We start from the raw sequence: 13,083 nt of genomic DNA, 5'->3' as shown, positions 1-13,083 counted from the left end.
TACGGGCCGTGACAGCGCGGTGTCGGGCAAATGTCAGGTGCGCGGCGATACGGTGACAAGGCTGTGCTGGCGGGGGCGCGGCGGGTTTTCGTCAGGTGATTGAAAGCCGTTCGGGGGCGGATCCGGCGCCGATTCGCCGGGGCGCGCGCGCTTTGTCCGACGGCCGGCGGTGGCGCGGTGCAACATGACGCGGGAACCCTTAAACTATCGCTCCCCGCCGTCCGTGCGCCAGAGGCCGGGCGGGACCGACCCCAATGGACGCCATGGAACCCGACCACTACGACGAATTTCCGGTAGCGAAGCTGTTGCTGCCGAAGGCGCTGCGTGCGCCTGTCGGCGTGATCTACCATGTCGCGCGCGCGCTCGACGACATCGCGGACGAAGGCGACTGGCTCCCCGAGGAGCGTCATGCGCGGCTCGCGGACTTTCGCGACGGCCTCGACGCCGTTGCCGAGGGCCGCACGGCGCCCGTCCATCCGATGCTGTTCGCGCGGCTCGCCGACGTCGTGCGCCGCTGCCGCCTGCCGTTGCAGCCGTTCTACGATCTGGTGTCGGCGTTCGATCAGGACATCGACACCACGCGTTACGCCGACCGGCTGGCGCTGCTCGACTTCTGCCACCGCTCCGCGAATCCGGTCGGCCATCTGATGCTGCATCTGATCGACGAGGCCTCGCCCGCGAATCTCGCCGATTCCGATTCCATCTGCACGGCGCTGCAGCTCATCACCTTCCTGCAGGACGTGTCCGCCGACTGGCAGCGCGGCCGCGTCTACTTGCCGCAGGCCGAACGTGCGCGTTTCAACGTGAGCGAGGCGCAGATCGCCGCGGGCGTGGTGGACGACGCGTGGCGCGCGCTGATGCGCCACGAGGTCAACGAAGCGCGCGCGCTGATGCTGAGCGGCGCGCCGCTCGCGCTGCGCGCGCCGGGGCGCTTCGGACTGGAGCTGTGCAGCGTGGTGCACGGCGGCCTGCGCGTGCTCGAACTCATCGAGCGCGCCGATTACGACATCTTCCGCGTGCGGCCCGCGCTGCGCGCATCCGACTGGGCCGTGGTGCTGATGCGCACGGCGGCCATGTGGCTGTCGCGCCGCGTAGGCGTGCGCGCGCCTTCGATCGAGAGTAATAACGCATGATGACAACGATTCTCTTTGCCGTGTCCTGCCTGTCGCTGGTGATCTGGCTCGTACTGCTGTTCGGGCGCGGCGGCTTCTGGCGCTCGCGTCCGGCCGCGCCGCTGCCGCTCGTCGAGCCCGCGGCGGGCTGGCCGTCGGCGTGTGCCGTGGTGCCCGCGCGCAACGAAGCCGACGCGATCGGCGAAGCCGTCGCCTCGCTGCTCCAGCAGAACTACGGCGGCGACTTCCACGTGATCGTCATCGACGACCACAGCACCGACGGCACCGCCGAAGCCGCGCGCGCCGCCGCGCTCGCGCTGCACTGCCCGGAAAAGCTCACCGTCATCAGCGCGAAACCGCTGCCGGCGGGCTGGTCGGGCAAGGTCTGGGCGCAGTCGCAGGGCATCGAGGCCGTGCGCACGCTCGGTCTGGACGCCGACTATCTGCTGCTCACCGACGCCGACATCGGCCATCCGCCCGACGCGCTCGCGCAGCTCGTGGTGCGCGCGCAGGCCGAGAAGCGCGACCTGGTTTCGCTGATGGTGCGTCTGCGCTGCGACTCGTTCTGGGAAAAGGCGCTGATTCCGGCCTTCGTGTTCTTCTTCGCCAAGCTCTATCCGTTCGCGTGGGTCAACAATCCGCGCAACAAGACGGCGGCGGCGGCGGGCGGCTGCATGCTGGTGCGCCGCACGGCGCTGGAGGAAGCGGGCGGTATCGAGTCGATCCGCGCCGAACTCATCGACGATTGCAGCCTCGCCGCGCGCATCAAGCATCGCGGCCAGGGCCAGCATCCGATCCGTCTGGACGTGGCGGCGAAAAGCGTGTCGCTGCGCCCCTACGATTCGTGGAAGGACATCTGGAACATGATCGCGCGCACCGCGTTCACGCAGCTGCATTACTCGGCGTGGCAGCTTGCGGGCACGCTGCTGGGCATGGCGGTGATCTATCTCGCGCCGCCCGTGGTCGCGCTCGCGCTGGGCGCGCAGGGCTGGCCCGCGTGGCTCGCCTGGGCGCTGATGTGCTGCGCCTATGCGCCGATGCTCGCGTACTACCGCCGCTCGCCGCTGTGGGCGCCGTTCCTGCCGCTCGTCGCGCTGTTCTACGTGGGCGCGACGTTCGCTTCGGCGTGGCGCTTCTGGCGCGGCAAGGGCGGCCAGTGGAAGGCGCGCGTGCAGGCGCCGGTGCAAGGGCGCTGAGATTCGCCGCTTCAGCCGTTCAGCAGAACAGTAAAAAAGCCGCCGCGTTTTCACGCGGCGGCTTTTTTTACGTCGATGCGGTAGGTCGAGGCGGCGCGGTTTAGCGCTGCGTCAGCATCATGTACATCTGCACGACCATGTCGGGCGAGAACGTGAACGGCACCCAGCCGTGACCGTTGTGGCGCAGCACGAGCAGACGGTCGCCGTTCGACTGCTTCTGCACGGCCATCGTCGGATTCTTCGTCGAAGCGAAGCGCCAGCCGGGCGGAATGCCGGGCGGCGGCTCGGGCTGCATCGAGGCGCGCGCGTTCGCGAGTTCCTCGATCAGCTGGCCGACCTGCATCGGATGCAGCGACACGGTCTGACCGCCGATCGTCATCGTGATCTCGTTCTGCGACGGGCGGCCGACTTCGAGCAGCGGGCCTGCGGCGTTCGCGGCTGCTTCGGCGTTCGCGGGCTGGTCGGCTGCGGAGTCGACGGTTTCGACGGTTTCGACGACTTCAGCGGATTCGACGGCTTCGTCAGCCGCGGATTGCACTTCGGCCTGCGGCGCGGCGACGGCTTGCGCAGGCGCGGACGGCTGCGCCGGCGCAGCGACGGACTCGGCGTCTTCGAAAGGCGAAGGCGGGACTTCGAGCTTCGGCGGGGCTTCGAACGCGGGCGCGTCGTCGGGTGCGAGCGCCGTGGCGGGCGCTGCGGCAGCCGGCGTATCGACGATATGCAGCGCGGGCGCGGTGCGGACGGCCTGGATGAGCTGATCGACACCCACTTCGAGCGCGCCGATCTGGTCTTGAAGATTCATGCGAGGCTTCTCTGGTAAGACCCGCGATTTTACCCATAGCGCACGCGCATTGCCCGTCCGCCGTTGTAAGCATGTCGCAACAAAAGTTGTAACAAAGTGCGCGAGAAGCCGCCGGAAGGCCGCAAATCGGGCGTTTCCGGCGGCGCGTGCCGAGCTTCGCGCGACCTGCGCGCGGCTTACTTCGCGTTCAGATAACCCGCTTCACGGAACCACGCGAGCGCGTCCTTGAGACCTTCGCGATACGGCCGCGCCTGATAGCCCAGCTCGCGCTCCGCCTTCGCCGACGTGAAATACATCTTGTTTTTCGACATCTTCAGCGCGTCGACGGTCACGAACGGCTCGCGCTTCGTGATGCGCGCTACGGCTTCCGCGCCCATCGCGAGCGGATAGAGCGGCCAGCGCGGCAGCGCGATCGTCGGCGGCTTGCGGCCCACCATCCCGGCGATGTCGGCGAGCATCTGCTGGAGCGGCAGGTTTTCGCCGCCGAGGATATAGCGCTCGCCGATGCGCCCGCGCTCCAGCGCGAGAAAGTGGCCGTTCGCCACGTCGTCGACGTGCACGAGGTTCAGGCCCGTGTCGACGAACGCGGGCATCTTGCCCGTCGCCGCCTCGACGATGATGCGGCCCGTGGGCGTGGGCTTCACGTCGCGCGGACCGATCGGCGTCGACGGATTGACGATCACGGCGGGCAGGCCGTCCTGCTCGATCATGCGCTCGACCGCGCGCTCGGCGATCACCTTGCTGCGCTTGTACACGCCGATCGCCTGATCGGCCTTGAGCGGCGAGGTTTCGTCGGCGGAGTTGCCGGAACTCGTGACCTTGAGCGTGGCCACGCTGCTCGTGTAGACGATGCGTTCCACGCCCGCGGCGAGCGCGGCGCGCATGGTGGCTTCGGCGCCTTCGAGATTGGCGCGCTCGATTTCGAGCGGATCGGGCGCCCAGAGGCGATAGTCGGCGGCCACGTGGAACAGGTAGCGCACGCCGTCGAGCGCACGGCGCATCGAGGCTTCGTCGCGCATGTCGCCGGTGACGATCTCGACGTCGAGCGATTCGAGGTTCTTGCGCGGGCTCGTCGCGCGCACCAGCAGGCGCACGGCAAAGCCTTTTTCCAGCGCGATGCGGGCGACGGCCGAGCCGACGAAGCCGGACGCGCCGGTGATCAGCACGAGGTCCTTGTTAGCGCGGGAAGTGTCGGTCATTCTGGATTTCGCTTTCGGGTTCGATGAGCGGCGCGCCGTTCACGCCGGCCGCCGCAGTGGCACGGATTGTACGTGGCGCGACGGCGGCGCGTGCGCGCGCAGGGTCGCGGCAATCGCGTCTACAATGCCGACCGTATCGTGCATGCATGGCTTAAGGAGATCGAACGATGAGCGAACCGGATCTGGATGCGCGCCTGGAAACGTATTACGTGCGCGTGCGCGGAACGGTGCAGGGCGTGGGCTTTCGTCACGCGACGGTGCGTCAGGCGCACGCGCTGCGCATTCGCGGCTACGTCGCCAATCTTGAGGACGGCTCGGTCGAGGCCGTGATTCAGGGCTCGGCGAATCAGGTGGACCGCATGCTGTCGTGGCTGCGTCACGGGCCGCCCGCGGCGCGCGTGAGTTCGGTGGAGAGCGAGGAGCGCCGCACCGAGAAGCGTTACGAGCGCTTCGAGCAGCACTGAAAACCCATCGACGAAAAAACGGGGCGCTTGCGAAAGCGCCCCGTTTTCGTTTCGGCTCGGGATCACGCCCGGGATAAAAGCCCGCGCATGTCAGCGGATCTCAGCGGACCTCAGCGCACCGCGAGCAAACTCTCCGCGAAGCCCCACTCCTTCTCGATCCACTGATGCGCGCACTCGAAGCCCGCATCGGCGGCGATCGCGGGGATTTCGTCGGCGTGATACTTGTGGCTGCTTTCGGTCCAGATGGTCTCGCCCGCTTCCATCTCGATGTTCAGACGCGCCGCGCCCACGTGCGCCTCGACGTGGCGCTTCGCGCGCAGATGCATCTCCACGCTGCGCACGTCGGGATTGAAGCGCGCGACGTGCTCGAAGTCGTGCAGGTCGAAGTCGCCGTCAAGCTCGCGGTTGATGCGCGAGAGCAGGTTCAGGTTGAACGCGGCCGTGGCGCCGATCGAATCGTCGTAGGCGGCGATCAGCGTATCGACGGGTTTGACGAGGTCGGTGCCGAGCAGCAGCGTGTCGCCGGGGCGCAGCATCGCGCGGATGTCGCGCAGAAAACGCGTCGCCGCAAGGCGCGCGAAGTTGCCGATGGTGCTGCCGAGAAACAGCACGAACAGGCGCTCGCCGTCCTTGCGCTGGCGGCTCACTTCGGCGAGACCGGCCAGATAGTCGCGCTCGTAGCCGACGATCGAAATGCGCTCGATGTCGGCCAGTTCGCGGCGGCAGAGTTGCAGCGCGGTGCGCGAGATCTCGATCGGGCAATACGCGGTCGGACGCTTGCGGCACAGCGCTTCGAGAATGCGGCGCGTCTTGCGGCCGCTGCCGCTGCCGAGTTCGGCGACGGTGACGTCGGCGGGCAGCGCTTCGACGATCTCGTTGGCGTAGCGCGTGAGCAGGCGTTCCTCGGCGCGCGTGACGCCGTACTCGGGCAAGACCGTGATGACTTCGAACAGCGCCGAGCCGACTTCGTCATACAGATACATCGACGGCAATTCCTTCTGCGGGGCGTGCGTGAGACCCGCGCGGACGTCGGCGGCGAAGGTGGAAGGCGGGCTTTGCTGCGGCGTGGGGCGGGACGCAGGAAGTGTCATGCGGGCTCCGTTTGCGTTGGGCGGCTGGCGGCCGGTGCGCGGCGACGTGGGCCGTGACGCGTGGCGGCCGAAGGTCGGTTCCGTAGCGAGACTTACGTTCTAGTCCATCATCGCGTGCAATTCACGAACTAAATTGGCGGTTTCGCTGCCTCGGCAGACGCCGCATCGGCCGTGCCCGCCGTATCGGCGCGGCTTGCGGGAGACTAGAATGCCGGCAGTCCGGCTCGCGCGAACGCCGCGCCCGGCTGCCGCTAAATCAATACAACATTCAAATGACAACGCTTTTTTCAGCGTCCGCCGCGTTGGACGGACGCGCCGCCGTGTTCTCCGCGCCTCGCGCCCGTCCCGTTTCCTTGTGCGCCGCGTCATGTCGATAACGTACGAACCCGGACGCGGCATCACGCTTTCCGTGACCGCTTCGGCGCTGTTCGCGCTGATGTCGGCGTATACCTTGCTGCTCGCGCCGCTCGGCGGCCTCGACATCTTCGCGTGGCGCGTGATCTGGACCGTGCCGGGCGCGCTCGCGCTGGTGGTGCTGCGCAAGCGCCTGCCGCACCTGCGGGAACTGGTGATGCGCGCGATCCGCGAGCCGCGCATCGCGCTGATGCTGGTGGTGGGCGCGGCCCTGCTCGGCGTGCAGCTGTGGGTGTTCCTGTGGGCGCCGCTGCACGGACGCATGCTCGAAGTGTCGCTCGGCTACTTCATGCTGCCGCTGGTGATGGTGCTGGTCGGGCGCTACTACTATCACGAGCGCCTGGAGCCGCTGCAATGGATCGCGGTGGCCTGCGCGGCGATGGGCGTGGCGCACGAGCTTTGGGCCACGCACGCGTTTTCGTGGCCGACGCTGATCACGGCGCTCGGCTATCCGCCGTACTTCATGCTGCGCCGCAAGATCCACGCGGATTCGCTGGCGATGTTCGCCGTGGAGATGGTGCTGCTGCTGCCCGTGGCGTTCATCGAAGTGCATGCGGGCGGCTCGCTCGCGATCGTCGGCCAGCATGCGCTGCTCGCGTGGGTGCTGCTGCCGGGCTTGGGCGTGATCAGCACGATTGCGCTCGCGACCTATCTGAAGTCGAGCCGGCTGCTGCCGATGGCGCTGTTCGGCGTGCTCGGCTACGTGGAGCCGGTGTTGCTCGTGATCCTGTCGGTGACGATGCTCGGCGAGCATCTGGGCGTGCGCCAGCTCGCGACCTATGTGCCGATCTGGCTCGCCGTGGCGCTGACGGCGCTGCATGGCGCGCGCCTCATGCGCGTCTCGCGCTGAGGCGCCGATTGATCGATGCGCCGGGGCGGCGATGCGCGCTGCCGTGGCGTAATCGCGATGCGCGGGCTTGCGTGTCGCTAGTCTCGAGGCTGGTCGGCCTGTTCAGCGCACTCAGCGCGCGTGCTGCGCGCGCGGCGGATTGATACGCGTCGGGCCGGTTTTCGCTTCGATCGCCTCGCGCAACGCGGGACGCCAGCCGAACGCGAACAGCGCTTCCGCGAGCACGAACAGCGGACCGACGATCAGGCCGATCACATCGTCGACGAAAGCGGGCTTGCGATGTTCCCAGGCCACGTGCCCGACGAACTGAAAGATCCAGCCGACCACGAACAGCCCCACGCCCGCCGCGAGCCACACGGCCGTCGACTCGCGCGCGAGCCACGCGCCGCAGGCGAGGCAGAGCGCCGAGAACACGGCCATCATCGCGCCGAGCGGCACGTCGAGCACGAGGTAATAGAGCGTCGCGCCGCCGAACAGCAGCCACGCGGGCGAGAGCGGCACGGCGGCGAGTGGCCAGGCGCCGACGGCGAAGGCGGGACGCGAAAGCAGCACCGCGAGCGCGAGCACGATCATCGGAATGCCGACGAAATGCGTGGCGATGTTGCGGGCATCGCGGTGATAGCCGGCGTATTGGGTCAGTTGCTCGGTCAGGTTTCTCATGGATGCCCCTCTGTCTCCAAAATCATTATGATCGTCGGGCGCGCGGCCGCGAACCTTCGGCTAGCCGACAATTCGGCGAATCATCGATTCAGTGATTCATCGACGACCGCGCCTTTTGCCCGCGCACCTTTGCGCAGGCACCGACCCGATCCGATGACTTCGACCCGCCCACCTTCCGTCGCTCCCACGTCTCCCGCCGTGATCGCGGTGCTCAAACGCAGCGCCTGGTTCGCCGCCGCGCCCGCGCCGTTGCGCGAAGCGTTGCGCGCGGCGGGCCGCGTGCGCGCGTTGCGCGCGGGCGAGCGCCTGTTTCTGCGCGGCGACGCCGCCGACGGCCTCTACTGCGTGCTCGACGGCGCGATGCGCGTCGGCGCGGCCAGCGTGGCCGGACGTGAGGCGCTGCTCGCGGTGGTCGGGCCCGCGCACTGGTTCGGCGAGATCGCGCTGTTCGATGCGGGCGTGCGCACGCACGATGCCTACGCCGAACGCGACTCGACGCTCTTTCACGTGCCGCTTGCGCCGCTCGCCGCGCTGCTCGACGCCACGCCCGCTTACTGGCACGCCTTCGGCCTGCTGCTCGCGCAGAAGCTGCGCTTTGCCTTCGACGCCATCGAGGAAAGCGCGCTCCTGCCCGCCGCCGCGCGTGTGGCGCGACGTCTGCTCGTGCTGGCGGCCGATTACGGCGGCACGCAGTCTGCGCGCCGCGTGGTGAACGTGCCGCAGGAAGATCTCGCGCTGATGCTCGCGCTCTCGCGTCAGACCGTGAACCAGATCCTGCGCCAGTTCGAGCGCGACGGCCTCGTGCAGTTGCGCTACGGCGAAATCGAGATCGTCGATGCGGTGAAGCTGGAGCAGCAGGCGCATTGATCTCGACAATGCCCGCCATGAAGCATCGTCGGATCAATGTTGATCGATAAGATCAATATTGACGATCGCGCAAGACGAGCACCCCCGCGCCATTGCAGCGCCGCGCCGTTTGCATCGACAATGACGCGGCTTACGTTGCTTTCGACCGGCAAGTCCGGCCTTTCGACCTCGCGGATTTCCGCGTTCCCTCTTTCGCTTCATGACCGACCGCGTCGTTGCCGCCTTCGATTTCGACGGCACCATCACCACGTCCGATAGTTTCCGCGCCTTCATGCTCGACGCCGCCGGGCCCGCGCGCTTCGCCCTCGCCGCGCTGCGCTGCCTGCCGTGGCTCGCGGGCATCGCGCCCGGCTGGGCCGACCGTGGCCGCACCAAGGCGCGTTTCCTGCGCGCCGCGCTCGGCAACGTGCGGCGCGAGACGCTCGAAGCCGCCGCGCAGCGTTTCGTCGAAACGCGTCTGCCCGATCTGCTGCGCCCCGAGATGCTCGCGCGCATCCGCGAACATCAGGCGCTCGGCCACGAAGTCGTGCTCGTGAGCGCGTCGCCGTCGATCTATCTGCGCAAGTGGGCGCCGGGTGTCGGCATCGGCACCGTGCTGGCGAGCGAGCTGGAATGGCGCGAGGGCGTCTACACTGGACGGCTCGCGGGCAAGAACTGCTGGGGCCCGGAGAAGGTCGCGCGGCTGCGCGGCTGGTGGGGCGCGCAGCCGCCCGCCACGCTCTACGCTTACGGCGACAGCCGCGGCGACCGCGAAATGGCCGAACTCGCGAACCACGCATGGATACGCGGCGAGGCGCCGCTGCCCGCGCTCGCGCCGCAAGGCGGCTTCGCGCCGGGCTGAGCGCGCCGCCCATCCCCGCTACGAACACGCAGACACTCGAACGAACACAAGGAGACGCACCCATGAACGGACAATGGACCCAGGTGACTTCGCGCGACGGCGGCACGTTCCGCGCCTGGACGGCGCTGCCGCCCGAAGGCAGCGGGCCGGGTCTCGTGCTGCTGCAGGAGATCTTCGGCGTGAACGCGTCGATGCGCGCGCTGGCCGAGCGTTACGCCGAAGAAGGTTACGTGGTGATGGTGCCCGACCTGTTCTGGCGTCTGGAGCCGGACGTCGATCTGGGTTACGAAGGCGCCGACATGGCGAAGGCGCTCGATCTCTACGACCGCTTCGACGTCGATCTCGCCATCGACGACATCGCGCAGACGCTCGCGGCGCTGCGCGCGCATCCCTCGCAGCGCGGCAAGGCGGGCGCGCTCGGCTGGTGCCTGGGCGGGCGGCTCGCGTATCTCGCGGCGGCACGCACCGATGTGGATTGCGCGATCGGCTACTACGCCGTGGGCCTGGAAAACGTGCTGAACGAAGCCGGGACGATCCGCTGCCCGCTCATGCTGCACTTCCCCGCCGAAGACAAATGGTGCGACGCCGCCACGCGCGAGCGCATCGAAACGGCGCTGGCGGGCAAGCCGGGCGTCGAGCTGTACACGTATCCGGGCTGCGATCACGCGTTCGCGTCGGCGGCGCGTCCGCAATACGACAAGCCCGCCGCGATGATGGCGTACTCGCGCACGCTCGCGATGCTGCGCCGCGTGCTCGGCCCGATCTACGACTTCAACGCACTCTGGGAGGAGCACTGCTATCACGAGTTCGTCACGCGCAATCCCGACGACGTGATGCCGACGATGGTCGCGCAGCCCTACGTCAACCACATCCCGACGATGACGGGCGGCGTCGGCCACGACGAACTCAAGCGCTTCTACACGCACCATTTCGTGCATTCGAATCCCGCCGACACGCGCCTGATCCCGATCTCGCGCACCATCGGCTCGGACCGCGTGGTGGACGAGTTCATCTTCTGCTGCACGCACGACCGCGAGATCGACTGGCTGCTGCCGGGCCTCGCGCCCACTGGCAAGTATTTCGAAGTGCCGATGCTGGCCGTGATCTGCTTTCGCGGCGCGAAGCTCTATAACGAGCACATCTATTGGGATCAGGCTTCGGTGCTCGCGCAGATCGGCGCGATCGATCCGACCGGGCTGCCGATCGCGGGCATCGCGAGCGCGAAGAAGCTGCTCGACGAAACGCTGCCGTCGAACACGCTCATGCCCGCCTGGCAGACGAGCGAAGGCAAGCCGTTCTGAGGCGCGCGGCGCGCGCCCTGCGCGCTGCCGTTTTAACGATCAACGATCAACGATCAGCGATCAGCGATCGACGATCACTGAAACGGATTGTCGACGACGCCGGGCTTCGCGTCCGGCTCGTCCTTCACCTGCGCGGGCAGATGCGGATCGGCCTGTAGCTTCGCGACCACGCTGTCGAGCGCGGCCTTGAGCGCGAGCGCGGCGGCGAGGCCGCGCTTGTCGCGCGTGAGTTCGAGCGTGCCGGCCAGCGTCACGCGCGTGGTGCCGTTCGTGAGCGTGAGGGCGTCGCCCTGGACGTTGAGCACGTCGTCGTCGTTTGCGTATGCGTCGAACCCCATTGATTTCTCCTTGAGCATGATGCGCGGGCCAGCATTATAAGAAGCCGCGCGCGACGCGATCAAACGGTTGCACACCGTCGCCGCGGCTTGCGCGCTTTGTGCGCGTCAATGTGAATTCATTGTCAAAAATTGCGCGCATGGCGGCTTTACCGTTGATAACCGTCAGAAATTTCGTGCGAATCCGCAGCACTTTCCAGTAAAGCGAAGATCATGACGCACCTGCGCCGCGCGGCGCGGATGAATCGTGCAGCTTGAACAGGGAGTGCGTCATGGGAATTCTAGACAAGGCGGGTGACATCGCCCGTGTGGCGGTCACCGCCGGGTGGGTCTCGCTGTTCGCCGCCTGCACGTTTACGCCGTGGCAGTCGCTCTCGCGCGAAGGCGACGAAGAGGCCGCCGCGACCGCGCACACGCCGACCGACACGGGCGCTGTCGTGGCGTCGCCGGTCGCCATGCCGCTCGTGACGAGCTCCGCGACGCCGGTGGCGGCAACGACCGCCGCTGCCGCGCCCACGGGCTTCTATCGCGTCAAGGCCGGCGACACGCTGTATCACATCGCCTCGACCTACAAGCAACGTGCCGCCGATATCGCCGCGTGGAACAAGCTGCCCGCGTCGGGCCAGGTGCAAAAGGGGCAATTGCTGCGGGTGACGCCGCCTTCTGCATCGACTTCATCGACGACATCGACACCATCGACGCCATCGTCGTCGGTTGCCGCCGATGCCAAGGCCTCCGCTTCCGCCGCCGCTGGCAGCGCGGCGAAATCCACCGCCGCCGCCGCGACCACTGCCGCTGCGAACTCAACCGCTACGACCTCAGTCGCGAACGCACGCGCCACCAGCCGCCTCGTCTGGCCGATGAGCGGCGCGGTCACGCCGACGTCTGTCGGCAAGTCGAAGGCCATCGCCATCGCGGGCGGGCCGGGGCAGCCGGTCAAGGCCGCCGCCTCGGGGCGCGTGGTCTACGCGGGCAGCGGCATGAAGGCCTACGGCAAGCTCGTGATCGTCAAGCACGACGCGCATCTGATCACCGCTTACGGGCGCAACGGCAAATTGCTCGTCAAGGAAGGCGAGAGCGTGAAGCAAGGCCAGACGCTCGCGACGAGCGCCGCCGACGGTGCGGGCAACGGTGGCGTTCTCTTCGAAGTGCGCGAGGACGGCAAGGCAGTCGATCCGCAGACGCGTCTGCCGCGCGCGACGCCCTGATTTCTTACGATGCTTCTCCAGCGATTGATTCGCATGCCGAAATATCGTTTGTCCACCTGACTGGAAACCCGCATGAACAGAAGGCAATTCCTCGCGACCGGCGGCGCTGCGGCCGCCGCGCTGACCACGCTCGCGCTCGGCGCGTGCACGACCACGTCCGCTTCGGCGGGCGATGCCGCCGCAGAGAATATCCGCGCGCGCCGCGACATCAACAACGACGTGGACGCCGCGCTCGCGAAGCTCTATCGCACTGTGAAGGGCTCGCGCGAATTGATCGGCAAGGCGCGCGGCGTGCTCGTGTTTCCCGATGTGGTGGGCGCGGGATTTGGCGTCGGCGGCCAGTACGGACGCGGCGCGCTGCGCGTGAGCGGACGCACGATCGGTTATTTCAGCACGACGTCGGGCTCGTTCGGCATGCAGGTCGGCGCGCAGTCGCGGGCGATTTTCTACGCGTTCATGACCCAGGGCGCACTCGACCGCTTCAAGCGCAGCAGCGGCTGGGCGGCGGGCGCGGACGCCACCGTCGCGCTCGTCAAGATGGGTGCGAACGGCACGCTCGACACCACCACGGCCATCAATCCCATCGAGGCCATCGTGCTGACCAATGCGGGGCTCATGGCCGGGGTGTCGCTGGAAGGGTCGAAGGTTTCGCGGCTGGATCTTTGACGAGATAGCCGACGGTGGCCGCTCAAACCCTCGCTACGCCTTCGCGCATGCCCGAGCGCATTTTTCCGCTTTGTACG

At 67.8% G+C, this 13,083-nt stretch carries 14 protein-coding genes; 9 read left to right on the top strand and 5 right to left on the bottom strand.

Going from position 1 to position 13,083, the window contains the following annotated elements; all coding sequences use genetic code 11:
* The first annotated feature begins 263 nt into the window (after positions 1 to 263).
* Together hpnC and LDO54_RS24180 are read left to right on the top strand one after the other, a co-directional pair.
* The gene (gene hpnC, locus LDO54_RS24185; RefSeq protein WP_224013259.1) at positions 264 to 1,133 is read left to right on the top strand and encodes a squalene synthase HpnC; all 870 of its coding nucleotides are present in this window, start codon (positions 264 to 266) and stop codon (positions 1,131 to 1,133) included.
* A complete protein-coding gene (locus LDO54_RS24180) occupies positions 1,130 to 2,308 on the top strand; it encodes a glycosyltransferase (protein ID WP_224013202.1) in 1,179 nt (392 codons plus the stop codon). The genes hpnC and LDO54_RS24180 overlap by 4 nt, the downstream gene beginning before the upstream one ends.
* A 100-nt stretch (positions 2,309 to 2,408) precedes the next feature.
* On the opposite strand, the gene LDO54_RS24175 is transcribed toward LDO54_RS24180, so the two are convergent.
* Both LDO54_RS24175 and hpnA read right to left on the bottom strand, forming a co-directional pair.
* Positions 2,409 to 3,110 (bottom strand): hypothetical protein, encoded by a 702-nt coding sequence (locus LDO54_RS24175; RefSeq protein ID WP_224013201.1) that lies wholly within the window; start codon positions 3,108 to 3,110, stop codon positions 2,409 to 2,411.
* A 176-nt stretch (positions 3,111 to 3,286) separates the two neighbouring features.
* Complete coding sequence (hpnA, locus tag LDO54_RS24170; RefSeq protein WP_065061633.1) at positions 3,287 to 4,309, bottom strand: hopanoid-associated sugar epimerase; 1,023 nt, start codon at positions 4,307 to 4,309, stop codon at positions 3,287 to 3,289.
* A gap of 167 nt (positions 4,310 to 4,476) precedes the next feature.
* On the opposite strand from hpnA, the gene LDO54_RS24165 reads away from it, so the two are divergent.
* The gene (locus LDO54_RS24165; RefSeq protein WP_205993738.1) at positions 4,477 to 4,773 is read left to right on the top strand and encodes an acylphosphatase; all 297 of its coding nucleotides are present in this window, start codon (positions 4,477 to 4,479) and stop codon (positions 4,771 to 4,773) included.
* A 110-nt stretch (positions 4,774 to 4,883) separates the two neighbouring features.
* On the opposite strand, the gene egtD is transcribed toward LDO54_RS24165, so the two are convergent.
* Positions 4,884 to 5,864 (bottom strand): L-histidine N(alpha)-methyltransferase, encoded by a 981-nt coding sequence (gene egtD, locus LDO54_RS24160; protein WP_224013200.1) that lies wholly within the window; start codon positions 5,862 to 5,864, stop codon positions 4,884 to 4,886.
* 367 nt (positions 5,865 to 6,231) lie between these two features.
* Between egtD and rarD the strand changes: the two genes are divergently transcribed.
* Positions 6,232 to 7,128 (top strand): EamA family transporter RarD, encoded by an 897-nt coding sequence (gene rarD, locus LDO54_RS24155; RefSeq protein ID WP_224013199.1) that lies wholly within the window; start codon positions 6,232 to 6,234, stop codon positions 7,126 to 7,128.
* Positions 7,129 to 7,239: 111 nt separating this feature from the next.
* Here rarD and LDO54_RS24150 read toward each other — a convergent pair whose 3' ends face one another.
* Positions 7,240 to 7,788 carry a DUF962 domain-containing protein gene (locus LDO54_RS24150; RefSeq protein ID WP_224013198.1) on the bottom strand — a complete coding sequence of 183 codons (549 nt, stop codon included), beginning with the start codon at positions 7,786 to 7,788 and terminating at the stop codon, positions 7,240 to 7,242.
* 153 nt (positions 7,789 to 7,941) lie between these two features.
* Between LDO54_RS24150 and LDO54_RS24145 the strand changes: the two genes are divergently transcribed.
* The 3 genes from LDO54_RS24145 (at position 7,942) to LDO54_RS24135 (ending at position 10,797) form a co-directional block, all read left to right on the top strand.
* Positions 7,942 to 8,655 (top strand): Crp/Fnr family transcriptional regulator, encoded by a 714-nt coding sequence (locus LDO54_RS24145; RefSeq protein WP_224013197.1) that lies wholly within the window; start codon positions 7,942 to 7,944, stop codon positions 8,653 to 8,655.
* Positions 8,656 to 8,854: 199 nt separating this feature from the next.
* On the top strand, positions 8,855 to 9,496 hold the full coding sequence (locus LDO54_RS24140) for an HAD family hydrolase (RefSeq protein WP_224013196.1): 642 nt from the start codon (positions 8,855 to 8,857) through the stop codon (positions 9,494 to 9,496).
* A gap of 62 nt (positions 9,497 to 9,558) precedes the next feature.
* Positions 9,559 to 10,797, top strand: a complete 1,239-nt coding sequence (locus LDO54_RS24135) for a dienelactone hydrolase family protein (RefSeq protein WP_224013195.1) — start codon at positions 9,559 to 9,561, stop codon at positions 10,795 to 10,797.
* Between the two features lie 74 nt (positions 10,798 to 10,871).
* On the opposite strand, the gene LDO54_RS24130 is transcribed toward LDO54_RS24135, so the two are convergent.
* Positions 10,872 to 11,135 carry a hypothetical protein gene (locus LDO54_RS24130; protein ID WP_224013194.1) on the bottom strand — a complete coding sequence of 88 codons (264 nt, stop codon included), beginning with the start codon at positions 11,133 to 11,135 and terminating at the stop codon, positions 10,872 to 10,874.
* A 269-nt stretch (positions 11,136 to 11,404) separates the two neighbouring features.
* On the opposite strand from LDO54_RS24130, the gene LDO54_RS24125 reads away from it, so the two are divergent.
* On the top strand, positions 11,405 to 12,340 hold the full coding sequence (locus tag LDO54_RS24125) for a M23 family metallopeptidase (RefSeq protein WP_224013193.1): 936 nt from the start codon (positions 11,405 to 11,407) through the stop codon (positions 12,338 to 12,340).
* Positions 12,341 to 12,412: 72 nt separating this feature from the next.
* The gene (locus LDO54_RS24120) at positions 12,413 to 13,006 is read left to right on the top strand and encodes a BPSL1445 family SYLF domain-containing lipoprotein (RefSeq protein ID WP_224013192.1); all 594 of its coding nucleotides are present in this window, start codon (positions 12,413 to 12,415) and stop codon (positions 13,004 to 13,006) included.
* Positions 13,007 to 13,083: the final 77 nt, after the last annotated feature.

The sequence above is a fragment of the Paraburkholderia tropica genome (assembly GCF_914484835.1).
Taxonomy (GTDB): Bacteria; Pseudomonadota; Gammaproteobacteria; order Burkholderiales; family Burkholderiaceae; genus Paraburkholderia; species Paraburkholderia tropica_A.
This window is presented reverse-complemented; position numbering and strand designations above follow the sequence as displayed.

What these genes read in the sequence shown, in the direction of transcription:
- hpnC (WP_224013259.1), top strand. Translation starts at nt 264, where the DNA reads ATGGAACCCGACCACTACGACGAATTTCCGGTAGCGAAGCTGTTGCTG.
- LDO54_RS24180 (WP_224013202.1), top strand. Translation starts at nt 1,130, where the DNA reads ATGATGACAACGATTCTCTTTGCCGTGTCCTGCCTGTCGCTGGTGATC.
- LDO54_RS24175 (WP_224013201.1), bottom strand. Translation starts at nt 3,110, where the DNA reads ATGAATCTTCAAGACCAGATCGGCGCGCTCGAAGTGGGTGTCGATCAG.
- hpnA (WP_065061633.1), bottom strand. Translation starts at nt 4,309, where the DNA reads ATGACCGACACTTCCCGCGCTAACAAGGACCTCGTGCTGATCACCGGC.
- LDO54_RS24165 (WP_205993738.1), top strand. Translation starts at nt 4,477, where the DNA reads ATGAGCGAACCGGATCTGGATGCGCGCCTGGAAACGTATTACGTGCGC.
- egtD (WP_224013200.1), bottom strand. Translation starts at nt 5,864, where the DNA reads ATGACACTTCCTGCGTCCCGCCCCACGCCGCAGCAAAGCCCGCCTTCC.
- rarD (WP_224013199.1), top strand. Translation starts at nt 6,232, where the DNA reads ATGTCGATAACGTACGAACCCGGACGCGGCATCACGCTTTCCGTGACC.
- LDO54_RS24150 (WP_224013198.1), bottom strand. Translation starts at nt 7,788, where the DNA reads ATGAGAAACCTGACCGAGCAACTGACCCAATACGCCGGCTATCACCGC.
- LDO54_RS24145 (WP_224013197.1), top strand. Translation starts at nt 7,942, where the DNA reads ATGACTTCGACCCGCCCACCTTCCGTCGCTCCCACGTCTCCCGCCGTG.
- LDO54_RS24140 (WP_224013196.1), top strand. Translation starts at nt 8,855, where the DNA reads ATGACCGACCGCGTCGTTGCCGCCTTCGATTTCGACGGCACCATCACC.
- LDO54_RS24135 (WP_224013195.1), top strand. Translation starts at nt 9,559, where the DNA reads ATGAACGGACAATGGACCCAGGTGACTTCGCGCGACGGCGGCACGTTC.
- LDO54_RS24130 (WP_224013194.1), bottom strand. Translation starts at nt 11,135, where the DNA reads ATGGGGTTCGACGCATACGCAAACGACGACGACGTGCTCAACGTCCAG.
- LDO54_RS24125 (WP_224013193.1), top strand. Translation starts at nt 11,405, where the DNA reads ATGGGAATTCTAGACAAGGCGGGTGACATCGCCCGTGTGGCGGTCACC.
- LDO54_RS24120 (WP_224013192.1), top strand. Translation starts at nt 12,413, where the DNA reads ATGAACAGAAGGCAATTCCTCGCGACCGGCGGCGCTGCGGCCGCCGCG.